General features: G+C 44.0%; 22 protein-coding genes. 4 read left to right on the top strand and 18 right to left on the bottom strand.

What is annotated here, in order from left to right; all coding sequences use genetic code 11:
* Positions 1-95: 95 nt before the first annotated feature.
* The 15 genes from nadE to MHI53_RS11460 all read right to left on the bottom strand — a co-directional run bounded on the left by nadE (position 96) and on the right by MHI53_RS11460 (position 15,907).
* Positions 96-926, bottom strand: a complete 831-nt coding sequence (gene nadE, locus MHI53_RS11530) for an ammonia-dependent NAD(+) synthetase (RefSeq protein ID WP_061141450.1) — start codon at positions 924-926, stop codon at positions 96-98.
* Between the two features lie 35 nt (positions 927-961).
* Entirely contained in the window at positions 962-2,431 is a 1,470-nt protein-coding gene (locus tag MHI53_RS11525) for a nicotinate phosphoribosyltransferase (protein WP_061141451.1), read from the bottom strand.
* A 57-nt stretch (positions 2,432-2,488) separates the two neighbouring features.
* Positions 2,489-3,043, bottom strand: a complete 555-nt coding sequence (locus MHI53_RS11520; protein ID WP_340373533.1) for a cysteine hydrolase family protein — start codon at positions 3,041-3,043, stop codon at positions 2,489-2,491.
* Between the two features lie 16 nt (positions 3,044-3,059).
* Positions 3,060-3,824: an NUDIX domain-containing protein gene (locus tag MHI53_RS11515; protein WP_340373532.1), complete on the bottom strand. Its 765-nt coding sequence runs from the start codon at positions 3,822-3,824 to the stop codon at positions 3,060-3,062.
* A gap of 202 nt (positions 3,825-4,026) precedes the next feature.
* Positions 4,027-5,556, bottom strand: coding sequence for an acyl-CoA carboxylase subunit beta (locus MHI53_RS11510; protein WP_340373531.1), 1,530 nt, complete (start codon positions 5,554-5,556; stop codon positions 4,027-4,029).
* A gap of 23 nt (positions 5,557-5,579) precedes the next feature.
* Positions 5,580-6,362 (bottom strand): enoyl-CoA hydratase, encoded by a 783-nt coding sequence (locus tag MHI53_RS11505; RefSeq protein WP_340373530.1) that lies wholly within the window; start codon positions 6,360-6,362, stop codon positions 5,580-5,582.
* Positions 6,363-6,381: 19 nt separating this feature from the next.
* Positions 6,382-7,281 (bottom strand): hydroxymethylglutaryl-CoA lyase, encoded by a 900-nt coding sequence (locus MHI53_RS11500; RefSeq protein WP_061141456.1) that lies wholly within the window; start codon positions 7,279-7,281, stop codon positions 6,382-6,384.
* A 12-nt stretch (positions 7,282-7,293) separates the two neighbouring features.
* The gene (locus tag MHI53_RS11495; RefSeq protein ID WP_061141457.1) at positions 7,294-7,506 is read right to left on the bottom strand and encodes an acetyl-CoA carboxylase biotin carboxyl carrier protein subunit; all 213 of its coding nucleotides are present in this window, start codon (positions 7,504-7,506) and stop codon (positions 7,294-7,296) included.
* A 40-nt stretch (positions 7,507-7,546) separates the two neighbouring features.
* Positions 7,547-8,896 (bottom strand): acetyl-CoA carboxylase biotin carboxylase subunit, encoded by a 1,350-nt coding sequence (locus tag MHI53_RS11490; protein ID WP_061141458.1) that lies wholly within the window; start codon positions 8,894-8,896, stop codon positions 7,547-7,549.
* A gap of 12 nt (positions 8,897-8,908) precedes the next feature.
* Entirely contained in the window at positions 8,909-10,555 is a 1,647-nt protein-coding gene (locus MHI53_RS11485) for an AMP-binding protein (RefSeq protein WP_340373529.1), read from the bottom strand.
* 113 nt (positions 10,556-10,668) lie between these two features.
* Positions 10,669-11,811 (bottom strand): acyl-CoA dehydrogenase family protein, encoded by a 1,143-nt coding sequence (locus MHI53_RS11480; protein WP_061141459.1) that lies wholly within the window; start codon positions 11,809-11,811, stop codon positions 10,669-10,671.
* Positions 11,812-11,929: 118 nt separating this feature from the next.
* Complete coding sequence (locus tag MHI53_RS11475) at positions 11,930-12,526, bottom strand: TetR/AcrR family transcriptional regulator (RefSeq protein WP_061141460.1); 597 nt, start codon at positions 12,524-12,526, stop codon at positions 11,930-11,932.
* A 161-nt stretch (positions 12,527-12,687) separates the two neighbouring features.
* The gene (locus MHI53_RS11470; RefSeq protein WP_061141461.1) at positions 12,688-13,455 is read right to left on the bottom strand and encodes a hypothetical protein; all 768 of its coding nucleotides are present in this window, start codon (positions 13,453-13,455) and stop codon (positions 12,688-12,690) included.
* A gap of 29 nt (positions 13,456-13,484) precedes the next feature.
* On the bottom strand, positions 13,485-14,531 hold the full coding sequence (locus MHI53_RS11465; protein WP_061141462.1) for a cytochrome d ubiquinol oxidase subunit II: 1,047 nt from the start codon (positions 14,529-14,531) through the stop codon (positions 13,485-13,487).
* Positions 14,532-14,545: 14 nt separating this feature from the next.
* Positions 14,546-15,907: a cytochrome ubiquinol oxidase subunit I gene (locus MHI53_RS11460; RefSeq protein WP_340373528.1), complete on the bottom strand. Its 1,362-nt coding sequence runs from the start codon at positions 15,905-15,907 to the stop codon at positions 14,546-14,548.
* A 367-nt stretch (positions 15,908-16,274) separates the two neighbouring features.
* On the opposite strand from MHI53_RS11460, the gene MHI53_RS11455 reads away from it, so the two are divergent.
* Positions 16,275-17,720 (top strand): flavin monoamine oxidase family protein, encoded by a 1,446-nt coding sequence (locus MHI53_RS11455; RefSeq protein ID WP_061141821.1) that lies wholly within the window; start codon positions 16,275-16,277, stop codon positions 17,718-17,720.
* A gap of 413 nt (positions 17,721-18,133) precedes the next feature.
* On the opposite strand, the gene MHI53_RS11450 is transcribed toward MHI53_RS11455, so the two are convergent.
* Genes MHI53_RS11450 through MHI53_RS11440 form a run of 3 tightly spaced genes read right to left on the bottom strand, consistent with a single transcriptional unit; the run spans position 18,134 to position 21,764 of the window.
* On the bottom strand, positions 18,134-19,246 hold the full coding sequence (locus MHI53_RS11450) for a Ger(x)C family spore germination protein (RefSeq protein WP_061141464.1): 1,113 nt from the start codon (positions 19,244-19,246) through the stop codon (positions 18,134-18,136).
* Complete coding sequence (locus MHI53_RS11445; protein WP_340373527.1) at positions 19,243-20,337, bottom strand: endospore germination permease; 1,095 nt, start codon at positions 20,335-20,337, stop codon at positions 19,243-19,245. Before MHI53_RS11445 ends, MHI53_RS11450 begins: the two co-directional genes overlap by 4 nt.
* Positions 20,334-21,764, bottom strand: a complete 1,431-nt coding sequence (locus tag MHI53_RS11440; RefSeq protein WP_061141465.1) for a spore germination protein — start codon at positions 21,762-21,764, stop codon at positions 20,334-20,336. The genes MHI53_RS11445 and MHI53_RS11440 overlap by 4 nt, the downstream gene beginning before the upstream one ends.
* A gap of 225 nt (positions 21,765-21,989) precedes the next feature.
* Between MHI53_RS11440 and MHI53_RS11435 the strand changes: the two genes are divergently transcribed.
* From MHI53_RS11435 to MHI53_RS11425, 3 genes are read left to right on the top strand one after another with little or no spacing between them, the layout of a single operon-like run.
* On the top strand, positions 21,990-23,516 hold the full coding sequence (locus MHI53_RS11435; RefSeq protein ID WP_061141466.1) for a spore germination protein: 1,527 nt from the start codon (positions 21,990-21,992) through the stop codon (positions 23,514-23,516).
* Between the two features lie 18 nt (positions 23,517-23,534).
* A complete protein-coding gene (locus MHI53_RS11430) occupies positions 23,535-24,626 on the top strand; it encodes a GerAB/ArcD/ProY family transporter (protein ID WP_340373526.1) in 1,092 nt (363 codons plus the stop codon).
* Positions 24,623-25,708 carry a Ger(x)C family spore germination protein gene (locus MHI53_RS11425; protein WP_061141468.1) on the top strand — a complete coding sequence of 362 codons (1,086 nt, stop codon included), beginning with the start codon at positions 24,623-24,625 and terminating at the stop codon, positions 25,706-25,708. The genes MHI53_RS11430 and MHI53_RS11425 overlap by 4 nt, the downstream gene beginning before the upstream one ends.
* Positions 25,709-25,721: the final 13 nt, after the last annotated feature.

The following is a 25,721-nucleotide window of genomic DNA, read 5'->3' as shown; positions in this document are numbered from 1 at the left end:
TGTTTGCCTAAAAAAATCCCGTATCAAAAAAACAGATGCGGGATTTTTATATTCATCCAATGAAGCCGGAGAGGATTCCCGGCTTCATCTAGCCTTTATTTCCACCAAGTATCGTAAACGTTAATCGCTTCATTGCGTTTATGTTCGGTTTTAGTATACCATCCTTCAATGATTTCGGCAGCTTCCGTCCTGATTTCTTTCCCTTCAAGATAATCATCGATCTCGTCGTAGCTAACGCCCAATGCCACCTCATCCGGAATCAGCGGTTTGTCATCCTCCAAATCGGCAGTTGGAACTTTCGTATATAGGCGCTCAGGAGCACCGACGAATTTCAGGATTTCCTTTCCTTGCCTTTTGTTTAATCGGTACAATGGGATCAGGTCGGCAGCGCCATCTCCATGTTTCGTGAAGAAACCTGTGATGGCTTCAGCTGCATGGTCTGTTCCAAGCACGACACCTTTATATAGACCTGCTAAATCATACTGCACCTTCATCCGTTCGCGTGCCTTGACGTTGCCCCTTAAGAAATGCGATAGTTTTTCGGGCACAGCGTCTTCCACAGCCTGAACGGATGCATCGACGGCAGCCTTGATGTTGACGGTGACCGTTTGGCTTGGCTTGATGAATTTCAACGCCAGCTGCCTATCATCCTCATCGGCTTGGACACCATATGGTAAGCTTACAGCGACAAACTTATATTCATTTCCGTTCGTTTCTTCATTCAATTCATTGACAGCTGTCTGGGCGATATAACCAGCCAGAGTCGAATCCTGCCCTCCGGATATTCCAAGTATAAAGCTTTTCAGAAATGTATTTTTCTTCAAATATCCTTTCAGAAGATCCACACTTTTCCTGAATTCAACTTCAGGATCGATCGTTGGTTGAACTAGCAATTTCGTTACGATTTCTTTTTGTAATGGACGCATTCGCATAGACCCTCTTTCTTAGTGAAATTGATTGATCATTTCTTAAGCATTCTCTCTACATTTGCTTTAACTTCATCAATATTCCTCATCTTATTATCCCAACAATCCTGGCTAAGGTCCACCGGATATTCTTCAGGATTGAGTGCACGAAGGTATTCTGGCCATAGTACTTGGAGATTCTTTTTGGTGAAGGCCTTTATTTCATCAATGGATGGCAAATCATAGATCAAACGGCCGTCCTTGAAAATATCCTCATGCAGATCCACCGCATCGAAGTCGGTGACGAATTTACTAAGGAAGGTATGGACCGGGTGAAACATTTTTAGTTTTTCTTGATCCTGCGGCTTTTCATATTCCATGGCCAAATAGTCGCCTTCAGCATGGTGATTCACTTTATTGATGATCCGGTATACCCGCTTCAAGCCGGGTGTCGTCACTTTTTCAGGGTTTGAAGAAATTTTGATGGTATCTCTCATATTCCCATCTTCGCCCTCTATTGAAACCATTTTATAGACCGCGCCCAATGCTGGCTGGTCATAAGCTGTGATCAATTTGGTTCCGATGCCCCAAATGTCAATTCTGGCGCCTTGCTGCTTCAAGTTTATGATCGTGTATTCATCCAAATCATTGGATGCAACAATCTTCGCATCATGGAAACCAGCAGCATCGAGCATTCGCCTTGCTTCCTTCGATAGGTAAGCTAAGTCGCCGCTGTCGAGGCGGACGCCGATGAAATTGATTTTATTCCCCAGCTCCTTGGCGACCCGGATTGCATTTGGGATGCCTGAGCGCAAAGTGTCATACGTATCGACGAGGAAAACACAATCCTTGTGGGAAACGGCATATTTATGGAATGCCGTATATTCATCTTTATAAGCCTGGATCATGGAATGGGCATGCGTTCCTGAAACTGGGATGCCAAACAGTTTACCCGCACGGACATTGCTTGTGGAATCGAAACCAGCAAGATAGGCGGCTCTCGCTCCCCAAATGGCCGCATCCATTTCTTGTGCCCTTCTTGAACCGAATTCAAGGGCGGACTCATCACCAATGACTTGTTTAATGCGCGAAGCTTTCGTAGCTACGAGTGTGTGATAGTTCACAATGTTCAGTAAAGCCGTTTCAATCAGCTGGGCTTCACCAAGAGGTGCTTCCACTCGTAAAATCGGTTCATTGCCAAAGACGAGCTCTCCCTCTTTCATGCAGCGAATCGTCCCTGTAAAACTTATGTTTTGCAAATAATCCAAATACTCTTCATCATAATGCAGCTCGTTTTTCAAATAGTCGATATCACTTTCAGAGAAGCAGAAGTTTTGCAGGTAATGAACGATTTTTTCAAGTCCGGCAAAAATCGCATAGCCGCTGTTAAATGGAAGCTTCCTGAAAAATATCTCAAAAACGGCCTTTCGCTCATGAGTTTTATCTTGCCAGTATGTTTGGGCCATATTAATTTGGTATAGATCGGTGTGTAAGGCGTAACTGTCGTCGTTGTACTTTTTTTCCATGGATAGTTCCTCCCAAAAGAGAAGCGTATACTTCCCTTCTATTCTGTTGCATGTTGGCTATGATAGAATGGTTGCGCCAAGAGATCCTTTAAAATGACCAAGCGCCCATTCGTGGCCATTATCGTTGAACGAAGCCACTGCATGTTCATATACGAAGATATTATAGCCTAGATTGTAAGCATCGATTGCCGTGTGCAAAATGCAAATATCTGTGCACACCCCGACTAAATGCACATCGGTAATGTGCCGCTCCCTTAGGCGGATATCAAGTTCCGTTCCTGCAAATGCCGAATAACGTGTTTTATCTATATAATGAACATTACTTCGATTTTTATTTGCTTCATATTCTTCTTTTAGCTTCCCATATAAGTCCCTACCCATTGTACCGCTAATATTATGCGGTGGAAACAAATTCGTTTCAGGATGTAAGCGGTCTCCTTCATCATGCAAGTCAATGGCAAATACGGTGTAGTCGCCATTTTTGATGAATTCCTTGGTTATACCGACAAGTACCTCCTCGATATCCTGGCCTGGTTTCCCGCAGGTCAATGCTCCCTTATCCGCCACAAAGTCATACGTATAATCGATATTGATCAATGCCTTTTTTCCCATTACAGGTATTCCCCCTTTAATAATAAATGGAGTCGGTGACAACCTCTGCATTAAATCGGTAAAGCTGTGATGGCCGATATGAATTGCGTTTTGTTTTCTTCTGCATGCCTTTTTCATCCAAAACTTTCTCCAAAAACGGAAGTTTAGGCGCCTTGGCATAAAAAAGCGAATCCGCGCTAATCTTCGCATCATCTCTTGCTGTCAGCAGGACCCGCTGCAGTTCAGATAGAGTAAATTCTTCTGGCAGGAACTTTTGTGCTATCGTCGTTTGCACCATTTCCTTTTTCAATAAGTTCATCGCATCATGGATGATCGACTCATGGTCAAATGCAAGCTCCAATTGCAAAGCTTCCTGCACCGTGAACAATTCAACCTCCGCCGCATCGTCACTCGCTTTTCTATGATGGAGAAACTCTTCCTGCACGATGGCATAAAAGGCGTTGGAAATGATCCACCCTCTCGGATCGCGTCCTGGCCGGTCATAAACACCGAAATGTTCGACATGGAATCCCGCTACACCCGTTTCTTCCTTCAATTCTCGTTTGGCGGCTTCATAGGCCGTCTCCTTGGCATTCACAAAGCCGCCGGGCAACGCCCATTTATCTCCCTCAATATTCGGATTTCCTTCTTTGTCATTTGTGGCACGTTTGATCAATAATAGCTTCAAAAACATTTCAGGTGGTGCCTTTTCCGCCGTTTTCTTGGTCGTAATCGTAAAGATCGCAATATCCGCGGTGTATCCGTCCGGAGTAATATACTTCAGTTTTTCATGCTGGACCATGGCAACTCTCACTTTCTTTCACTAAGTATGGGACTGAGGTAATTAGTAAATCATTAATTACTAATTATAGTACTCCTTCAGCGATCATTTAGCAACTTCAAACGAAAAGAAATTTCCTTATTGTTCGAAAAATCTTTCATTTTGGCTTTAACCCACAAAAAAAGCCCGATCATGATGATGACCGGACTTTTTCCATGCCTATTTAGACGGGATAGACTCCGTGCTTGCGCTCCGTAAATGTCAATTGTTTGCTTCCATACGCCTCAAACCTGACACTCAACTCAGCTCTCAGGTCATTGGGCTGGATGATGCCATCTACGATCATCTCGGATGCTAAACGATAAATATCAATGTCTTCATTGTATTCAGTTCGCTTCTGGGCGATGAAGGCAGGCCTTTCTTCCGCTTCCATTGCATTGATTTTATTGGCATAAACGGCATTGACTGCAGCTTCCGCCCCCATGACGGCGATCAGCGCCGTTGGCAGGGCAAGAACGCAATCCGGTTCAAAAGCGGGGCCGGCCATCGCATATAGCCCGGCGCCATAAGCCTTACGGACAATAACAGAAATCTTAGGCACCGTGGCTTCACTCATGGCCGAAATCATTTTCGCACCATGGCGAATGATGCCTGCCTGCTCGACCTTCGTCCCGATCATGAATCCAGGAATATCCACAAGGAACAATAACGGTATATGGAAGGCATCACATAAATTGATGAATTTCGCTGCCTTGTCTGCTGAATCATGAAACAATACCCCGCCTTTGACACGCGGCTGATTGGCAATGATCCCAATGGACTGCCCATTCAGCCTGGCCAGCCCGGTAATTAATTCGGGGGCGAAAAGCTTCTTGATTTCACAAAACGACTCCTTGTCTATGACCCGGTCGATCAAATCATACATATTGAAGGGGGCGTTCTGATTTTTCGGAATCAATTCCTCCAACGTCTTGTCAAATTGCTCTGGAAGTTCAGGCTTCACAGGTGCAGGCTTTTCCTGATAATTTCCTGGAAAATAGCTTAAGTATTTGCGGGCAAACGCGATCGACTCTTCTTCCGATTTCACCAGCACATCTCCGCATCCTGAAACGGAGCAATGCATTTTAGCCCCGCCCATCTCCTCTTCGGTCACCTTTTCGCCAATGACCATTTCCGCCATTCTCGGTGAACCTAAATACATCGAAGCATTCCCCTCGACCATCACGACAATATCACAAAAAGCTGGGATATATGCCCCTCCTGCTGCTGAAGGGCCGAACAATAGACAGATTTGCGGGACTTTTCCGGATAACTTCACTTGGTTATAAAAAATGCGTCCTGCACCGCGGCGTCCCGGAAACATTTCCACTTGATCGGTAATCCTTGCCCCTGCAGAGTCGACCAAGTATAGTAGCGGCAGCTGCAGTTTTTCTGCGGTTTCTTGGATGCGGATGATTTTCTCGACAGTCCTTGCTCCCCAAGAACCGGCTTTAACGGTCGAATCATTGGCCATGACACAAACCCTCTGACCATTTATTTTTCCGATTCCTGTAACGACCCCATCCGCCGGAAGGCCATCATTGGCACAATTGGCAAAGAAGGCGTCCTCTATTTCAACCCCTTCATCAAATAAGAGCTCCAGACGTTCACGTACGAAAAGCTTTCCTTTTTCAGCATTTTTTTGGTGATATTTTTCTAAACCGCCTTTTTTGATCGTTTCTACCGTTTCCGTTAATTTATCAGTCGTCACCATCGATTTTCCTCCTTCATTCGAGCTCACTGCCCCGTAAATACCGGTTTGCGTTTTTCCTTGAATGCTGCCAGGCCCTCCAGTCGGTCACGGCTTTTTAGAGTTGTCTGATAGCAGTCTTTTTCAATTTGCAGTCCGTTTTCAAGGGTTGTATCCACCCCTTGATTCATCGCCGCTTTTGCCGCCCTGAGCGCTAATGGAGCGTTGCGGGCAATTTCGGCTGCCAGCTTTTTCGCTTCATCCATCAATTGTTGGGCAGGATATAGATGACTGATGATTTTCAGTTCATGTGCCGTTTTTGCATCAAGACGCTTTGCCGTATATATAAGCTCTTTTGCCGTCGCCATTCCGACTATTCGGGGCAGGCGCTGAGTACCGCCTCCCCCAGGAATGATACCTAATGACGTTTCCGTCAGTCCCATCTTTGCCGTTTCCGAGGCAAGGCGTATGTCACAAGCCAGCGCAAGCTCCAAACCGCCGCCAAAGGCCGAGCCGTTAATGGCAGCAAGGACCGGGACTGGCAGGTTCTCCAAGGCTGTGATCGTATCGCCGATCAGCTTCACCGTCTCCTTGACTTCATCCTCATTCATCCCTGCCCGTTCCTTTAGATCCGCACCTGCACAAAATGCCTTTTCACCGGATCCGGTTACTATGACTGCTCGTAAATCGGCTGCCGATTTCAATTCATTCAGGCCCTCAAGTAGATTATGAAGCAATTCCGTCGATAAAGCATTGGCAGCATCAGGCCGATTTAATGTGACGATGGCGATACCCTTATCATCACGGCTTATGTCAATCAACGAAGTCATCCGTTACCCTCCTATCGTCTTATTGCGCGTTATATACAGCCATCTGATGGCTAGGCAAAGGTTTCTCCAAACAGCTTTGCATCATCGAGGCTGCCTTGATTAGTTTTTCTTGATTGATTCCTGTTTGGATCCCCATATTATGTAGCATATGGACCAGGTCATCCGTAGCAACATTGCCGCTCGCACCTGGTGCATATGGACAGCCGCCCAAACCACCGAGTGAAGAATCGAAGGTGTCGACTCCATACTGCAGCGCTTGGAGGACATTGGCCAATGCCATGCCCCTTGTATCATGGAAATGAAGGGCAATTCGGCTGAGATCATATCTTTTCACGGCATTTTCAAGGAACGAGGCAACCTGTCTTGGCGAGGCAACCCCTATCGTATCTCCCAGTGACACTTCACTGATTCCGTAGTCAAACAATTGGTCACACACCCGGAAGACTTGTTCCATTGATACCTCCCCTTCATATGGACAGCCGAAAACGGTTGACACATACCCCCTGACCGTTTTTCCGCTATTTGCTGCTCCATCGATGACCTTCTTCAATATTGGAAGGGTATCGGAAATCGATTTATTGATGTTTTTAAGATTATGGGTTTCACTTGATGACATGAAAACTGAAATTTCATCAATTTCCCCCTCAAGCGCCGCCTCAAGCCCCCTTTCATTCGGGACGAGTGCGGCATAGGTGATATCAGGATTTCGCTTTATACCCTTTGCCACCTGGACGGCATCGCTCAATTGGGGAATCCACTTCGGGTGTACAAAGGATGTCACTTCTATATAAGAAAGACCTGTCTCAGAGAGCTGATCGATCCAATCAATTTTGTTTTGCGTTGGTATGATGACTTGTTCATTTTGCAGACCGTCCCGCGGACCGACTTCCTTAATCGTCACTTTTTCAGGCCAATTCATTTTATTCCTCCTTTATTCGATGACGGCCAATACGTCACCCTCATTGACGAAATCCCCCTCATTCACTTTAAGTTCTTTAATAGTGCCCGCTCCCTCTGCGGCAATCGGGATTTCCATTTTCATTGATTCCAAAATGACGATATCCTCCCCGTCCGTTACACTTTGCCCCTCATTCGCTACGATTTTCCATACGCTTCCTGCCATGCTCGCTTTTAATTCTGCCATCCTTCATTCCTCCTGATCATATATGTTTTTATGTCACGTTTTATACGGTTAGTTTTTTAATATATTTATCTATGAAATCGGTAGTCGTATCTCCTTTGGCAAAAGCGTCATGAGAGATGATTTGCAAAAGCAAGGGAAGGTTCGATTTAATGCCTTCTATTTTATAAGTATCCAATGCTTCTCTTAACCTCTCGATGGCTTTATCCCTCGAATCACCGCTCACGACCAATTTGGCAATCATCGGGTCATAAAAATGCGACACGACGGAGGTGCCGTGAACCGCCATTTCATGACGGATTCCATCGCCTTCAGGAAGGTTCAGGCTTGTAATCGTCCCTGGTGCCGGATAAAATGTTTTCGGATCTTCGGCATATATGCGCACTTCAATGGAATGTCCATGCTTTTTAATGTCAGCTTGCGTGAAATCCAGTTTTTTGCCGGATGCAATGTTAATTTGCTGTTCAACCAAATCCAATCCGGTAATTTCTTCCGTGACAGGATGCTCAACCTGAAGGCGCGTATTCATTTCTAGAAAATAGAAATTTTTATCTCCATCAACCAAAAATTCAAGCGTGCCTGCATTGCTATAGCCGATCGACTTTACCGCCTTAACGGCAGCCAACCCCATTTTATTCCTTGTCTCTTCGTCCAGGAAAGATGAAGGTGCCTCCTCCACGACCTTTTGGTGGCGCCTTTGAACGGAACATTCCCTTTCCCACAAGTAAACGGCATTGCCAAAAGTATCCGCCAAAACTTGAATTTCGATATGACGCGGCTTTTCAATTAATTTTTCAATGAACATATCTCCATTGCCAAAAAACAATTGGGCACGTTTTTGATTTCCTTCAAATGCTTTCGAAAGCTCATCTTCATTGGAAACGGCCTGCATGCCGATCCCTCCGCCACCCGCTGCCGCCTTCAGCATGACGGGATAACCAATCCTTTCGGCAACGGCTGCCGCTTCAGCAGCATCGATCAATGGTCGGGAAAAACCCGGAACCAACGGAAGACCCGCTTGCTCCATCTTTTTCCGAGCCTCTACTTTATTACCCATTTGCTGGATCACTTCCGGTTTCGGACCAATGAATTGTAAACCAGCTTCTTCACATGAACGCGCGAAATCTGCATTTTCACTCAAAAATCCATATCCCGGATGAATCGCATCCACTCCGGTATTTTTAGCGATTTCCAAAATCTTGTTGACGTTTAAATAGCTTTCCTGAACTCTCGAGCCGCCCAATGAATGAGATTCATCCGCTAAGCCTACAAATGGCGCATCGGCATCAGCTTCCGAATGGACCGCAACCGTGCTTATGCCCATTTTCTTGCATGTACGAATAATGCGTGATGCAATTTCCCCTCTGTTTGCGATAAGAATTTTTCCGATCATCATATCATCTCCTTAATTAGTGCGTCCCGTTAGCAGGTCAAGCGTTTGTTGACGCAGCCTATACTTTTGAATTTTTCCTGATGCGGTCATTGGATAAGCTTCCGTGAAATGGATGTGCCGCGGAATTTTATGAAACGATATTTTCCCTTTGCAATAATCTGCCACTTCCTGCTCCGTCAAAGTTTCCCCCGGCTTCAAGATGATCCATGCCGCCACTTCTTCCCCATACTTTTGATCAGGGACGCCAAGCACCTGGACATCGACTATGGCAGGATGCTGATAGAGGAATTCCTCTATTTCACGCGGATATATATTTTCACCGCCGCGAATGATCATGTCTTTCAGCCTGCCTGTTATTTTGCAGTAGCCATTTTCATCCATGACCGCTAAATCTCCCGTATGAAGCCAGCCTTCCCCGTCTATTGCGAGCTCCGTAGCTTCAGGGTTGTTATAATATCCCTTCATTACATGATATCCCCTTGAACAAAGTTCCCCTTGCATACCCGATTGGACCTCTTCTCCTGTGGCCGGATCGACAATCTTGACTTCCACTTTCGGCAGGGCCCTTCCCACTGAAGAAACACGAAGTTCAATCGGGTCATCCGTTCTGGTCATGGTAATCCCAGGAGACGATTCCGTTTGCCCGTAAGTGATCGTAATTTCGGAAATCCCCATCTTGTTGACCACGCTTTTCATGACCTCGATCGGACAGGTCGAGCCTGCCATGATACCAGTACGTAAAGAACGTAAATTGTATTGGTCGAAGTCATCAAGATTAAGTTCCGATATGAACATGGTCGGAACGCCGTGAAGCCCCGTGCATTTTTCTGCCTCCACCGTCTGGAGGACCGTTCGGGGATTGAATTCCACAAGAGGAACCATCGTCGCCCCAACAGAAACGGAAGCCATCGAGCCGAGGGAACAGCCGAAACAATGAAACAGCGGGACAGGGATGCAAAGCCTGTCATCCTTTGTAAGCTTCATGCATGCAGCGACATTCAATCCATTGTTGACCAGGTTTGAATGCGTTAACATCACGCCTTTTGGAAATCCTGTCGTCCCTGATGTGTATTGCATATTGATAACATCATCGGGAGTCAATTCCCCCATCCTTCCGTCAAGGGACTTCTCCGAAATGGAGCGGCTTCCGTCCATGACTTCATCCCATGAAAATGTGCCCGGGTACCGAGTTTCCCCTAGAACGATGATGTTTTTCAATTTTGGCAGTTTCTTAGACTGCAACTTTCCTGGTTTTGCAGTTTTCAATTCAGGTACAATTTCATAAAGCGTATCCATATACGAATGGTCCTTGTACTGCTCCATCAGGATCATCGTCGTCGAATCAGATTGCTTGAGCAGATACTCCAGTTCACTCGTACGGTAATTCGTATTGACCGTAACCAATACCCCGCCCATTTTCGCTGTGGAAAATTGAGAAATGAGCCATTCCGGCTTGTTGGTCGCCCAGATGGCGATATGCTCCCCTTTTTTAATATCGAGTGACATAAACCCCCTGGCTGCCTTCCTGCAAATTTTTTCAAATTCGCTGTACGTATGGCGAAAGCCTAGTTCATGGTACACCACCGCTTCATTCTCACCATATCGCCCTGCGGTCATTTCAAGCAGTTTTCCGATCGTAACATCTAGCAAATCAGACATCATATTCCTCCTATCGAATAAAGGTAAGAATGAACGCTCTTTGCTGTATAGATAATATCTGCCATCACCCAAAATGAATCCAACCATCATGGTTCATCTGCGTCACTTACATATCAGCACCCTAATTGCCTGGCGATCACGATTCTTTGAATTTCAGATGTGCCCTCACCGATTTCCAACAGCTTGGCATCCCTTAAATAACGTTCCACTTCATACTCCCTCATATAACCTGAACCGCCATGGATTTGAATCGCTTGATTACTGGCCCTGAATGCGGTTTCACTTGCAAACAGCTTGGCGTAGGCCGCTTCCTTTGCAAACGGTTTTTTCATGTCTTTTAACCAAGCTGCCTTATGGACCATATTCCTTGCCAATTCAATTTCCATGGCCATGTCTGCAAGCTTGAACTGAATCGCCTGGAAACTTGAAATCGATTTCCCGAATTGAATGCGCTCCTTTGAAAAAGCCAAAGCCTTATCGAAGGCTGCCTGGGCAATGCCCACTGCCAAAGCTGCAATCGAAATCCTTCCGCCATCCAGCGTGAATAAAAACTGTTTGAACCCTTTCTCTGGATCACCCAATAAGTTCTTCTTCGGAACGCGGACATTATCAAGGATGATTTCACATGTATTGGAAGCACGGACACCCATTTTTTCATAATTGCTATTAATCGTAAGCCCTTTCGTATCGGTTGGCACGATGAATGCCGAGATGATGTTCTTGCCCCTTGCATCCTTGCCCGATACTGCAGTAACGGTGATGGTTCTTGAATAGCTGGCATTTGTGATCCACGTTTTCTCACCATTTATTACATATTCATCACCATCCAATTTGGCAGTCGTTCTCGTACCGCCTGCATCGGAGCCTGCATTCGGCTCTGTCAATCCAAAGGCTGCCAGAGTCTCGCCGGTCGTGATTGGAACGAGATATTTTTGCTTCTGTTCCTCGGTACCGAAATAATAAAGCGGACTTGCTCCGAGTGAAACGGCAGCTGCATAGCTTAATCCGGTTCCACCGCAAGCCTTGCCGATTTCTTCAACTGCGATGGCATAGGAAATCGTATCGCCGCCCGAACCGCCATATTCTTCAGGAAAAGGAATGCCTAGTAACCCGAGTTTACCCATTTTTTTGAAAACATCCTCTGCGAACATTGACTTGGCGTCCAATTCAATGGCAATTGGCTTGATTTCCTTTTCGGCAAATTCCCGAACCATCTCCTTAATCATTTGCTGCTCTTTCGTAAGTGAGAAATCCATTTGTCACTTCCCCTTCCTATTTAAGACCGACTAGTTGGTCTGTGCAAATCACTTTTTCGCTTTATTCCATAATCTATGCGATATGGGGTAAAGATGGCTGGGAGCTTTCCTTTTCCATTTACTTATCCGTCAATAATGCATGAAGGATTAAATCGATATATATCTCTCCGATTTCATCGATCGTTTTTCCGCCGTCCCTTTTGTACCATTTGTAGGACCAGTTAACCATCCCCAGGATCGACATACCGGTGATTTCTACCGGCAATTCGCTGCGGAACACGCCTTTTTCAATTCCTTCCTCGATGACGGAAAATATAATTTCTTTATACATCTTTCGCTTTTTCATAATGGCTTCCACATATGGCGGTTTTAAGTAAATGCTTTCTTGATAGAATACTGAAATGTGCGGTTGATACAGGTCAAACACTTTTACGAATGATTGAATGATCTTTTTCATTTTTTCGGCTGGATGTGTACTTGCTGATATGGCTTCCTGTGCATTTGTTAATACATATGAAATAAAATAATCATGAATGACAAATAAAAGCTCATCTTTGGAAGAGAAATGGTGATAAAAACCACCCTTGCTTGTTCCGCATGCCTTAACGATTTCGTTAACGGAGACACCATGGTAGCCATGCTGTTCGAAGAGAGTCAACGATTTTTCTATTATTTTTTCCTTTAACTCCGTAGGTCTGCACCTCCACCTTTGTATCCGCTTACATTTAATCCAGTGGACAATAACCCGTTATGTATAAAACTGGATTCATTTCGATTTTACCAAATATTTAAAAATTGTCAATTTTTAAATATAATTGAAAAACAGCCCTCAAGATTAAGAGCTGTCATCTTCCTTCATTCTATTTCAAATATTTTCTATCTCCTTGTTTGCTTGTTTGCCTTGATTTCTTTTACCTTGGCTTTTACAAGTTTCCATTCATTTTCGTACGTCCATACCGACTGGATTTCCAATAATGGATCACGTTCATCGGCCCCGTTCACTTTTTGGATTCCGATAAGTCGCTTCCTTTTTCCAAAGACTGATTTGATATCAAGCGTCGTGTATGGATTCACCAAAAGCTCTGTCGGTTCATTCAGCTTTCCGTCCTGATAAATGCCCAAATCATCGTATTCTTTTTTTCTTGAACGGATATCCATCACTACAGGCTTTTGTCCTTCAATACTGATTTTCGCCTTGTATCCGTCCAAAAATTGTGCCGTTACAGGCACGGATGGAGGCATGTCCAGTTCATGTACTTTTCCATCCTTGAATGTATAGGCACGGCTTGTGATCAAACGATCCTTGCCTTCCATCAATACCGTGACCAATATGTCCTGCAGTCCATCATTATTCAAATCCGCTACCTTTAGTTCAGGATCATACCCAGCTTCTAACGGTACGCTGATCGTACGGCGATCGCTTTCGACAATCAACTCAATTTGCTTCAGGAACTTGCTTCCCGCTTTATAAGGCAGCCCGTGAACCTGGATGATGTCTATTTTCTGGTCCCCTGTTACATCCCTTTTTGTGGAGATGTAAGTGCCATCAACCTGAAAATTCTTATCATGCGCTTCAACCGCCTGATAGCTCACAAAGAGTGAAAGAACTAAAACCGCATATTTTAGCAAATCTAACTTTTTCATCGTGATAACCTCTCTTTTCAAAGGATGGACTAATTGGTCATTTGTCGTCGTTTGAACTTACGGCGCTGGTCCTTCATGAAGATCGACCAGAAATAGTAGAAACCTGGAACCAATATTGCAAAGCCTACGATGTAAGTGGCAAACACCGCCCTGAAGGATGCAGGGTCGGTAAAGCCTGAATGGATCGTGACATTTGGATATATGATGTAAGGTAAATGGGCAAGGCCATACACATAGCTGCCGATCAAATATTGAATGATGATCGCAATGACGGCGAGACGCGGCATCCCTTTGACCTCACGTTTAGAAAAATAGGGAAGATAAAGCGCTATCCCCGCTAAGACAAAAAAGACTAGCGAAACAAGTAATAATGATGATTTTTTCATCATTTCTACATAAATCCAGTTCGCTTCGTTTTTTAATGTAACCATTACCAGCAAGGCCATGACTAGCATTAGCGGTCCGGTTATCATCGCATCCCTGCGATAGATTTTGTAAGCTTTCATTTCATCCGCTTGCTTTGAGTAGTCGGATAGGAGTAAGGAAGATAAAAAAAGTGTACTGAATACCCCGAACAACAAGAAGGCATATTCATTGGGGCTCGTGAAAAGCTTCGTTAAATTCAGCTCTTCATTCCCCTTCACCCCTTCGACAAACCCTAGATGTGTGATAGGCAAGACACTGATCAAAAGGCCGGGGATGATCAAGCCCGTAATCCCTGAAATATACGTCAGCACTTTTTCATATTTGTCTACGCTATGGGAGAAAACCAAGAAAGCACTCCTGATACAAAGCAAAACCAATATCAGGCTTGCTGGAACGATTAAGGCCACTCCAATTGGGAAAACCGCACCTGGGAATAAGCTGTAGATTGCAATGACAAGTCCGACGACAAATGTATTGGTCACTTCCCAAGTTGGCGATAAATAGCTGTTCGCTATCTTCGTAGCGTTCGTTTCTTCCTTTTTAATGTAAGTCATCGCCCAGAAACCAGCACCAAAATCCATCGAGGCCATGATGGCATAAAGAAAAATAAAGCCCCAAACCAACGTAATTGCAAGAAGAGCATCGCTCATTTGCCTTCCTCCTTTCATGAATTGGAATCAAAGAGCCTCACATCTTTTTGTTCGGCTTTATATATATCCTCACTTATCGGATTTCGTTTGAAATAGTACAGCAATGTAAACACGACTGACACGCACAACACGATATATACGATAATGAACATCGTGAATAAAAATCCAAGATTCTCATAGGTTGTGACGGAGTCCGCAGTGGTAAGCATCCTGTATATCGTCCAGGGCTGCCTGCCTGTACAAGCATAAATCCAGCCACATTCGATAGAAATCACCGAAAACGGACCCGCCGCCACAAATAACCAGAGAATCCACTTTGGATAGGTTTCCTTTTTCAACCACTTACTCCAAACCAAAGCAAACAGAGATAAAGCGATTAAACCTGAACCAATGAGCACCATCGCATTGAATAAAATATGGACATAAAGAGGCGGCCAATACTCCTCAGGGAAATCGTTCAAGCCCCTTACGACCGTATCGAAACTATTGCCTGATAAAAAGCTTAAGAGCCAAGGAAATTCAATCCCATACTTCACTTCCTGGGCTTCCCGATCGGTATAACCGAATAAGGTAAGACCAGCGTGGTCCGTGGTTTCGAACAAGCCTTCGGCAGCCGCTAATTTCTCTGGCTGCTCGCGGTACAAATGCTGTGTGGTCGAATGTCCGTTGAGCGCTGTCAAAAAAGAAAAAACCAAACCCAAGACGATGCTAAGCTTCAGCGCTTTTTGGTGAAAATTAAATTCTGTGGTTCCGAATTTGTTCTTCAACATTTTATACGCAGCAACTGCCGCTACGACAAAAGCACCTGTTGTATATGCCGTAAGCGCCGTATGCCCTGCTGTCACCAAGAAGCTTGGATTGAAAAAAGCCGCCCAAGGATCCACATCGACTATTTCCCCATTTTCAAACCGGAAGCCGGCGGGCGTTCCTTCAAATGCATGCACATTTGAAATCAATACAGCCGATGCCAATGCTCCGAATGCGACAAAAAACAAACTCACGATTCGTGCCCATGGCTTGATTTTTTCAGCTGCATACACATAAATGGACATGAACAATGCCTCAACCATGAATGCATAAATCTCGATTTGGAACGGAAGCGCCATCACTCGACCAATCACTTCCATGAATCCAGGCCATAAAAGGGATAGCTGCACACCAGCAATCGTACCTGTGGGGATTCCGACCCCAAGGAGCACCCCTAATGTTTTCGTCCAGCGTTTGGCCATGACAACATACTGTAGGTCCTTTGTTTTTTGATACATCAATTCCGCGGCCAACATCATCATCGGCAACCCGACGCCTATCGTCGCAAATATGATATGTACTGCCATATTCGTCCCGAACATTGCACGGGCCATTTGTAAATGATCCATACTTTCTTCCTTTCTAACCTTTGTCTCTTGGTAGTATCTCCGCAGGAAAGGAAAATATTTAATAAAATCCCACAAACTAAGTTTTCATGGGATCCATTAATATAGTTGCTTAGCTGAAAGGTTTTTTGAGGAACTAATGAAATGAATATTCTGGCGAGGTTTCTGTTGATATATATTCAGTATCTTTACGGACCCTTTTTATTGACTAGTGGAATGATTTTTGTTGATGAAGGAACCAATTAATCAATAATCTTCATAAATGGTGAACCTTTTAGAATATGATAGAGTAAATCCCCGATTAGGAATGTTTAATCAGAGAGGAGAGTTTTTTTTGGCCTTTTCCAACGACCCGCTTTCACCCGATCAGATGCTCGCTGTCATTAAAAATGGACTGGGACCTTCCTTTACTCCAAAAAAGATCATCATCGTTGGAGCCGGCATTTCTGGATTAGTTGCCGCTTCCCTTTTAAAGGAAGCAGGACATGAGGTAACAATATTGGAAGCAAGCGGAAGGCTCGGCGGGCGCATATTGACTATGAGGGCGCCATTTCTAGATGATGCCTATCTTGAGGCTGGTGCCATGCGCATCCCGAATTATCACTATTTAGTCGCTGAATATATTAAAAAATACCAATTACGGACCCTCTCTTTTGCCAATACGACTCCAAATGACCCCATTTATGTAAATGGCATCAAGACGACGGCTGCCATATACCAACAAGATCCGGATATACTGAAATATCCGGTAGCACCACGTGAAAGAGGGAAAACAGCTGAAGAATTGCTTAATCTGGCAATTAAGCCGGTGACTGACTTCATCAATCAAGACCCTGTCAATAATTGGAGCATCGTCATTAGAGACTTCGATAAATACTCCATGAGCTTCTTTTTGCAATACAATCCAGTAGGGATCAGCCTTTCCACGGGGGCGATTGAAAGCATAAAGGTCCTTTTAGGCTTGGAGGGCTTCCCCGAGCTGTCTTTTCCTGCGATCCTTCGCGAGTTAATGCCGCTCTTTAATCCGGATATCAATTTCTATGCAATCGAGGGCGGCAACGATCGGCTCCCCTATGCATTTCTACCGGAATTGAAGGAAAATCTGAATTTTAATTATCAGGTGACAAAAATCATCCAACAAAATAATCAGGTCACCATTGATTCTAAACATACTCAAAGCAACAGGCCTTTAACGGTCACCGGAGATCTTGCCATCGTGACGATCCCACTTCAATTATTGTCCTTTATCGAAATTGAGCCCCGGAATTCCTTTTCGCATAATAAGTGGAAGGCTATTAGGGAACTTCATTATGCTGCATCGACAAAAATCGGTCTTCAATTCAGGCAGCGGTTTTGGGAGCGGGAAGGGATATTCGGCGGCAAATTGTCGACCGACCTTCCCATCAGGTTTGCTTATTACCCTAACAGCATGTTTAATCAAAGTGAATCCGGCCTTCTCTTGGCCAGCTATACGTGGGAAGATGACGCCACGTTATGGGATATTCTTCCTGAACAAGACCGAATCCAAAATGCGTTGAAGAATCTGGAAAAAGTGCATGGAAAACAAGTATACGATCAGTTTTTAACCGGTGCTTCCTATAGCTGGACTTTGAACCAGTATGCATATGGGGCTTTCTCCATGTTTAAGCCTGGTCAGGAAACAGACCTGTTCCCCTACATCCCCACCCCTGAAGGCAGGGTCCACTTCGCAGGGGAGCATACCTCAACGTCCCCAGCCTGGATCGAAGGAGGAATCCAATCGGGGATACGGGTTGCACATGAAGTTACGAACCTGCCAAGAACATATAACCTATGAACTTGGAAGTGCGCATACCGCAGGCGTCGCTAAGGCTCAAGTAGACGCTCTTTTCCTGCAGCCGCCGCGTACACACGCTCCAATCAAATGGACTTTTATTTTTTGATACAACTCTTTTGCCTTAGGTCTTTTTTGATTTAAAATTTGAGGGGAAGAGGATGCATTCCATGCATGATTCTAATCATCAACTTGAAATGATTGCTATAGAAAGATAGGTGCCTCTCAAAAGCTATGGCAAAAGATGGAAAGGTCCAAAAATGTCCTATTATAATGGGCTCTTAGTAGTCCTATCTCTTGACTTTAGCCGAAAATCAAAAGGAAATTTTAAAAGGGGGTTCGGAATATTTCCATTCCGAACCCCCTTTTGTCTACAATCTGGAACCTTCCCTTCAGGAAGGCTTATTTATGAACAATCACTTAATCCCACCTTTTGAGCCAAAGTCGATGATTTCTAAGTCGATTTGGTAATTGATATCGGCATCACTGAAAATTTTGTCCCAGTTCTCCTTATTTTTCTCCCAATACTCTGGATGCTGATTTTCCACATAACGGAACAACCCCGCTACCCCCGTTTTATATTGATGCTGCAATTTCCAGACAACCTTTTCGACGTCTCGTGTCACCTTCTCCTCCGCATCACGTTCGGCTTCTTTTAAATAGCTTTCTTTGAAGGAATTTTCCTTGCCATACCAATCTTCCGAAAGTCTTGCTGTGTATGCTACAGAAATATTGATCGTCAAATGATCTCCGTCCAAATCTGTCCTGATTTTCCGGCTTCTCCTCTTGTCCACTTCAACGCTGAAAGGTTTACCATGATGGGCCGTTTCGATTATTCCGCCCTTCACTGATCCACTCAACCAATTCAGTGATTCGATATCCTTATTATTCATGAGCCCGACCAACTTTGAATCGTTGATCACCCCAGCTCCCTGCAAAATTAATTTTCCCCCTTTGATATCAACAGCCTGGATGGCAAAGCTTCCATCTGATTGTAAACTGGAGGAAGCCTGTCCCAATGTTAAAGGGGGGAGGATTTTATTCGTTCGCTTATCATTATCTTTCAATTCATAGATCACATTAGAAGGAATCTCCCCGTCGTCCGCTCTCTCCAATATTTCCCTCGTCGGTCTTTTCGTTAAAAAAACAAAGCAGCTTCTTCTTGTATTGTTGTCACGTATCGACTGATTGATGATGGCTTCCATGCGGATTTCCCTTAACACTTCTTCATTGATGAGCAAAATTCGTTGATGATTTGTCAAGACCGTATTGGTTAGGAGCAAGGAATCCCGTATTGCCTCATGAAGCGTTTTCGCACTGACGGTAACATTTTTATATTTTAATTTAGCTTGATTTTCCTGCAAGCTATAGCCAGGAGGTACGAGAATTTGCTGAGTTAACTTGATTTCGTTTTTGTTCTTACTTAAATCGATTCCCACTCCTACCACAAGGGATAAATCCTCGATGTTTTCACTGTCCCAGCAGCCCGAAAGCAATGGTATAAGCAAGAGTACCCATAACCTTTTCATCGGCTTCTTCGACTCCTTTTCACTTGAACGATCACGAATGTTACAATGGGCAAGCCAATCAATATAACAGGGAAAACATAGCCCAGCATATCGCTCATCTTAAAAATCTGGATTGTATTTTTCGGAATCTCCGCCAGGATGAACATGACGGGAACGAGAACGATCAGGTTCGTTGTATACGAATTGTTGAAGATTTTCGTCATGCCTTCTGCTGCAAAATAAGAGTAAATTGCATGGGTACAAAAAAACTGGAGGATCCAGGTGATCAAAAGAAATAGCTCCAAACGCTCGATGAATATTCCCTTCACCTCAAACGATTGTATAAATGAAATCGTTGGCCAGGTGACGGCTTTCACTTCCGGTACAGTCAAAGCAGCCACAACCAGAACATATGTAATCACATATAAGATTACGGGAATGAAAAAACCGAGTAAAACCCCGCTCCTTACCTTTTTTTGATTTTTCACTAAACCAAACAGGAAGATGAAAAGCTCAATTCCAAAAAAGGACAAGGTACCGGTGCCCATCCCTTTCATCACGGGCAGGAAGCCTTTGCCAAGGACAGGCTGTATGTTTTTTAAATCGACAATCCTAATACTTAGTAAGTAAATGAACAAGACGATGACAATAGTCAACGGCAGAAAGAAGACACACACTTTGGCTATCGCTTTAATTTTCCCTGTCAAGAGATGCACACTTGCTAGAATCAAGGTAAGAATCACGATCTCTTCCGGGGTATCCTCCAACAGATAAAATCGGACCATTTCACTCATGGCAAGCACTTCGAAACTGGCCACACCTACAAAGTACAGTACGACGAGCAAACCGATAACTTTGGAGAGCAACCTTCCGTATGCCTCTTCCATATAGGTATAATAACTTGTAACCTGATGTTTTTTTAACATGGCAACAAGTAAGCAAATGAACAACCCAATTAGCAGTCCGTTAAGGATCAAGACAATCCATCCATCGGACGAGTGAACTTTTTCGGTTATTGTCCTTGGAAGCGTCAGCATCCCAATTCCTAGCATGCTGCATGAAATGATTGCGGCCAATTCTGAACTAATGATTTTGCCATCCAAATGGTTCAAGAGAGTCGCCCCCCTTTTTTTCGTTTCGGTAATCTGATGAAAGCATCCTTCCAAGTCTTTTTCCCAATGAAATCGAGCGGTTGAAAATAAGGTTCTTGAAAGCTTGTCAATTTGGACAAATGGCTGATGACGAGGATAAAGAATAAAGTGGTTCCATATAGACCAAGGACGGCAGAGAAAATCATCGCACCGAATCTTAATGCCCGGAACGCAAGCCCAAAGCTGTATTGCGGGACTGTAAATGAAGTGATTGTCGTGATGGCAACGATGATCACCATGAGTGAGCTCACGATATTCGCTTGCACGGCTGCCTGTCCGATGATGACTCCTCCAACCAATCCAACTGTCTGACCGATCGGGGCTGGGAGACGGATGCCCGCTTCTCGAAGCAGTTCAATCGTCAATTCCATGATGATGGCTTCGACAAACGGGGGGAATGGCACATTCTCCCTTGTGCCTGCGATGGTCATCGCCAGTTCTGTCGGCAGCAATCCCGGGTTGAACGATACCAAGGATATATAAATCCCAGATAGAAAAACGGTAACAAAAAGCGAAAAATACCGAAGGATCCGCAAGAAAGTGCCCGCTACCCATCTTTCATAATAATCATCGGGAGATTGCAGCAGCATCGTGATCGTCGTTGGTGCCATTAGCGCAAACGGGGATCCGTCGATCATGATCACCACTCTCCCCTCTTGCAAGGCAGATAAAACTTTATCTGGGCGCTCCGTATTTTGGATCTGCGGAAATGGGGTAAACGATGTATCTTCGATTAATTCCTCCAGCATCCCTGTATCCTGAAGGTCCGTTTCCTTCACGCCATCTATCCGTTTATTCACTTCTTTTATTAATCTATCGCTTGCTTTTCCCTCATAATATATCAGCGCCAATTCACGTTTTTCCAACGTCCCTACCTTTTGTTGCTTGATAATGAGATTGGGATGGCTTGAATATTGCCTGATCAACCCGATATTTTCCTTTAGGCTTTCGATAAAGCCCATCTTCGGGCCCCGTACAACCCTCTCTGTTGAAGGTTCCGTGAAATTGCGTGTTTTTTCTCTTTCGAGGTTCAAGACATAGCCCTTTGCTATTCCATCTATAAATAAGAGCGTTTTCCCGTCAAAAATATGCTCCTTGGCTTTTTCATAGGTTTCAATTTCATCGTCCTTTACCGAACAGATCTTGGAAATGACCAATTGCTCGACTGAAACGGAATGGCTCTTTTCAATCTGGGCAGATGATAAACCAAGGACGATTTCATTGAAGGCTGGATAATCCATCGTCCCATTGACAAATACGAATATTCCGGAGCGATCATAACCGGGAATGTACAATTCTTTAAAAACCACATCATCCTGCATATCCAATATGGATTTCAATTTTTCCTGGGTTTGATCCAATTTTATATGCAAGGATTTACTTTCCATTGTGAACTCCTTTGTAAAGTGAGTATATTTTTTTTAGTTTCCTCTTTTTTCAATTTTTTATTCGACTGGAGAATGACTTTCGGGAGGGGCGGGATAGATGCTTCCTATTCCTTGCCAGACCGTTTTCTCTTTCGTGAAAATGATTGAACGACAATCTAAAATGGTTAATCTGTCATTTAATTGCAAATGCTAACCATCATAAGCTTGAGTTAAGAGGTGAGAACATTGTTTAACCGCAGGAAATCCAGACAAAGCAGCTCACAACAAAAGGATAACGATGACGGCATCAATAAAAATTCCGAAATACGCGAACTATTTATTTCCTTTTCTACATCCTATGATTTTATAAACCATCAAGGCTCATATAATGACGTAGGTTATTGGGTATCGTATTATCGTTCATTAATTGATGCACAGGAGCTTCACAAAAGTGTACTGTCAGTGATACCAACCTTGGAACAAATCAGTTTGGAGAAATTGAGAGATAGTATTCCAATCGAGGACACGCTCATCACCAGTACGAAGATTGTGGTGGAAGAGCGAATCATGAGAGGGCATATCGCGATTAGGCTAGATGCAAACCTTGATGAGTGTTTGTTAATAAATGTGGTTGCCCAACATGGGCGGCAGGTTGATAAACCGGAACTTGAATTTGGGATCATAAGTCCCCAGGAAGCTTTTGTCGAGGATATCGATATCAATCTGAATCTTGTAAGGAAAAGGCTTCCCGTACCAAGCTTGCAGGTGACTGAATTGACCGTGGGCAGCTTATCTAAAACAAAAGTGGCTGTCTTGTCCATTGATGGCATCGTTGACAATGAAAATGTCGAAACCGTCATCCAGCGCATCAATGAAATAGATTTTGATGAAATCTTGGATGGCTCCCATCTGGCGCAAATGCTTTATGATGATACAAGTACATTATTCCCCCTTTTTCTATACACGGAAAGGCCCGACCGCATCGCCAGTGCTTTGGCTGAAGGAAAAGTAGCGATGATCGTTGATCGGTCATCTTCCGCCTTGATTGCCCCAACCATTTTGTTGGAGTACTTCATTACGATGGAAGATTATAACATGCCATGGGTGCCAGCATCGGCATTTCGTTTATTAAGGATTTTCGCGGTCATTTTTTCGATATTCGCAACGCCGCTATATGTAGCTGTCCTGACTTACCATTATGAACTGATTCCTAAAGATCTTTTGGAAACGATCGTCACTTCAAGAAACTTGATCCCCTTCCAGCCTTTGATTGAAGCGTTATTCTTGGAGATCTCGATTGAGTTACTGCGGGAGGCCGCTGCCAGGCTTCCGACAAAGGTTGGTCAGACATTGGGTATCGTCGGCGGTATCGTAATCGGACAGGCTGCTGTTGTAGCGGGGCTGACGAGTAATATCTTGTTGATCATCGTTGCCTTGTCCGCTCTGGCATCGTTTGTCACCCCCATTTATAAAATGGGCAATGCCATCCGGTTACTGCGGTTTCCCTTTTTGATCGGGGCCCAGATCTGGGGGCTGCTCGGAATTACCATTTCGGCCGTGTTCTTAATGACACATCTTATTAAGCTGACATCGATGGGGCACCCGTACCTTGAGCCTATCTATCCGTTCCACTTAAAGGATTGGAAAGATAGCTTCGTGCGGCTCCCCTTTAATCTTTTTAAATCGCGACCCATCAATTTACGAACAGAAAATACAGCGAGGCAATCAAAGCCGAAACAGAAAATCATCAAAAAAAATGATTTTAATGAATGATCGTAATGAGGAACCTATATGAACCCAGCTGGTGTTAACGAAAAGGACAAGGTGCAGCCTTTTTATGTGTTTTTTTTAGTGCATGCCATGCAAACCGGAATTGGTGTGCTCAGCTTCCAACGAGTTTTAGCAAAATCCACTGGTACGGATGGCTGGATATCGATAATACTGGCGGGATTGATTGTCCATTTGCTGATATGGGTGATTTATAAGATTTTCAGCATTGTGCCAGGAGATATCCTGACTGTCAATTATCAGGCATTCGGGAAATGGATGGGAAACTTCTTCAGCCTGCTTTTCATCCTTTATTTTTTGATTCTCAGCTTGACGGTCATGATCAGCTATATTCAGGTCATACATGTATGGATGTTTGAAGAGGTTCCTGCCTGGTCTTTTTCGCTGGTCTTCCTGGTCTTGATTTACTATATCAATACTGGAGGCTTCCGAACGATTACGGGCATAGCCTTTTTAAGCGCCACCATGACCTTTGGGCTTTTATTCTTTCTCTTCTATGCCATGAAATACTCTGAATTCACCAATTTACTGCCCATTTTCGATCACTCGATTTTGGATATATGGAAAGGAACGAGAAATGTTTCCTTAACCATGATTGGATTTGAACTGATCCTGATGTTCTACCCTTTCATCAGGGACGCAAAGTCTTCTCAAAAATACGCTCATGGAGGCGCTTTGTCGACCACATTGACCACCCTGTTCATTTATCTGGTTTCGCTCGTTTTTTATTCGCAGAAGCAGTTAGTCATGACCATATGGCCGACCCTCTCCATGACAAGCATCGTTGAATTGTCCTTTATTCAACGTTTTGAATATATAGATGTTTCTTGGTGGGCCATCGTCATCATACCTAATATGACCATCTCCTTATGGGCTGCCAGCAGGGGGTTCAAGCGATTATTCAATGTCCAGCAAAAATATCCATTATGGGGGATGTCGCTTATTATCCTGATGATCAACATTTTCTTTTTTGATATCGATTCGCTTAATATATTGGCGCGGATCATCAATCCCTACGGCGTGATTTTCCTTGTTTCCTACCTGCCTCTTCTTTTGGTCATCATCTATATTAAGAAAAAGAGGAATCGTATATGAGAAAATTACTTCCTGTCATTTTGGCTTTTGTGATTCTATGCAGCTGCGCCCAGCCACGAGTGGTTGACGAGGTGAATATGGCCCAGGCCATCGGGTACGATATGATCAAGGATGATAAGGTTGAAGGAATGTTCGTCATCCCTATCTTTCAACAAGATAAAATGGGTAAATACCAAATCTTATCCGGGACTTCATCAACGACAAGTGATGTGCAGGCTGCCGTTTCAAAAAAAGCAGATAAAACGGTGCTACTCGGACAGACTCGCATCGTTTTATTCAGTGAAAAAATCGTTCATAAAATCGGGATGACAGAACTGACGGATTATCTTTACCGTGAGCCCCAGCTCGGTAACAGGGTTCTTCTCGTCATCGTCGAAGGTAAGGTCAAGGATGTCATCCATACAAAACCATCGAATTCAAATGTGAATATCGGAATTTTTTTATCGAACCTTATCAATCAGCAAAATGAAACAGGTAACGGACCGGACACCAACCTCCACCTTTTCTTGGGGAATTCCTTGGAAAATGGCGGTGATGCCTATCTCCCTATCATAAAAAAACGTGGAAATGACTTGTCTGTTTCCGGTGTCGCCCTGTTTCATGAAAATAAAATTGTCAGCAAAGTGCATTCAAGAGATATGTTCGTCTTCAAAACTTTAGTCCAATCCCATCGAAGAGGAATATACAAATTCAAATTAGATGATAAGAATAAGAGCGATATTGTAGTGGAAAGTATCAGAAGCGGCACGAGTTATCATATATCAGACTCAGAGAGCCATCCATCGATGACGATAAAGCTAAAAATAAAAGGGCAAATTAAAGAGTCGATGAGAAGTGACAATCTTACCAATCGAAAAATGATCAAAAAAATCGAACAGGATATGGAAGCTGACTTAACGAAGCAGGCCACCAGGCTTATTAAAGATTTTCAGAAACGCAACATCGACCCGATTGGCTTAAAGGAAAAATTCCACGCCAAAAATAAAAAAATGACGTATGAGCGATGGAAAAGCATTTATCCGAATATGGACATTCGTATAGAATCGAAAGCTGACATCCTCCAAACCGGGGTTTCGGAATGAAGACAAGCGCAAA

It is taken from the genome of Peribacillus sp. FSL E2-0218 (assembly GCF_037992945.1).
GTDB classification, from domain to species: domain Bacteria; phylum Bacillota; class Bacilli; order Bacillales; family DSM-1321; genus Peribacillus; species Peribacillus simplex_B.
This window is presented reverse-complemented; position numbering and strand designations above follow the sequence as displayed.

What these genes read in the sequence shown, in the direction of transcription:
- nadE (WP_061141450.1), bottom strand. Translation starts at nt 926, where the DNA reads ATGCGTCCATTACAAAAAGAAATCGTAACGAAATTGCTAGTTCAACCA.
- MHI53_RS11525 (WP_061141451.1), bottom strand. Translation starts at nt 2,431, where the DNA reads ATGGAAAAAAAGTACAACGACGACAGTTACGCCTTACACACCGATCTA.
- MHI53_RS11520 (WP_340373533.1), bottom strand. Translation starts at nt 3,043, where the DNA reads ATGGGAAAAAAGGCATTGATCAATATCGATTATACGTATGACTTTGTG.
- MHI53_RS11515 (WP_340373532.1), bottom strand. Translation starts at nt 3,824, where the DNA reads ATGGTCCAGCATGAAAAACTGAAGTATATTACTCCGGACGGATACACC.
- MHI53_RS11510 (WP_340373531.1), bottom strand. Translation starts at nt 5,556, where the DNA reads ATGGTGACGACTGATAAATTAACGGAAACGGTAGAAACGATCAAAAAA.
- MHI53_RS11505 (WP_340373530.1), bottom strand. Translation starts at nt 6,362, where the DNA reads ATGACTTCGTTGATTGACATAAGCCGTGATGATAAGGGTATCGCCATC.
- MHI53_RS11500 (WP_061141456.1), bottom strand. Translation starts at nt 7,281, where the DNA reads ATGAATTGGCCTGAAAAAGTGACGATTAAGGAAGTCGGTCCGCGGGAC.
- MHI53_RS11495 (WP_061141457.1), bottom strand. Translation starts at nt 7,506, where the DNA reads ATGGCAGAATTAAAAGCGAGCATGGCAGGAAGCGTATGGAAAATCGTA.
- MHI53_RS11490 (WP_061141458.1), bottom strand. Translation starts at nt 8,896, where the DNA reads ATGATCGGAAAAATTCTTATCGCAAACAGAGGGGAAATTGCATCACGC.
- MHI53_RS11485 (WP_340373529.1), bottom strand. Translation starts at nt 10,555, where the DNA reads ATGTCTGATTTGCTAGATGTTACGATCGGAAAACTGCTTGAAATGACC.
- MHI53_RS11480 (WP_061141459.1), bottom strand. Translation starts at nt 11,811, where the DNA reads ATGGATTTCTCACTTACGAAAGAGCAGCAAATGATTAAGGAGATGGTT.
- MHI53_RS11470 (WP_061141461.1), bottom strand. Translation starts at nt 13,455, where the DNA reads ATGAAAAAGTTAGATTTGCTAAAATATGCGGTTTTAGTTCTTTCACTC.
- MHI53_RS11465 (WP_061141462.1), bottom strand. Translation starts at nt 14,531, where the DNA reads ATGAGCGATGCTCTTCTTGCAATTACGTTGGTTTGGGGCTTTATTTTT.
- MHI53_RS11460 (WP_340373528.1), bottom strand. Translation starts at nt 15,907, where the DNA reads ATGGATCATTTACAAATGGCCCGTGCAATGTTCGGGACGAATATGGCA.
- MHI53_RS11455 (WP_061141821.1), top strand. Translation starts at nt 16,275, where the DNA reads ATGCTCGCTGTCATTAAAAATGGACTGGGACCTTCCTTTACTCCAAAA.
- MHI53_RS11450 (WP_061141464.1), bottom strand. Translation starts at nt 19,246, where the DNA reads ATGAAAAGGTTATGGGTACTCTTGCTTATACCATTGCTTTCGGGCTGC.
- MHI53_RS11440 (WP_061141465.1), bottom strand. Translation starts at nt 21,764, where the DNA reads ATGGAAAGTAAATCCTTGCATATAAAATTGGATCAAACCCAGGAAAAA.
- MHI53_RS11430 (WP_340373526.1), top strand. Translation starts at nt 23,535, where the DNA reads ATGAACCCAGCTGGTGTTAACGAAAAGGACAAGGTGCAGCCTTTTTAT.
- MHI53_RS11425 (WP_061141468.1), top strand. Translation starts at nt 24,623, where the DNA reads ATGAGAAAATTACTTCCTGTCATTTTGGCTTTTGTGATTCTATGCAGC.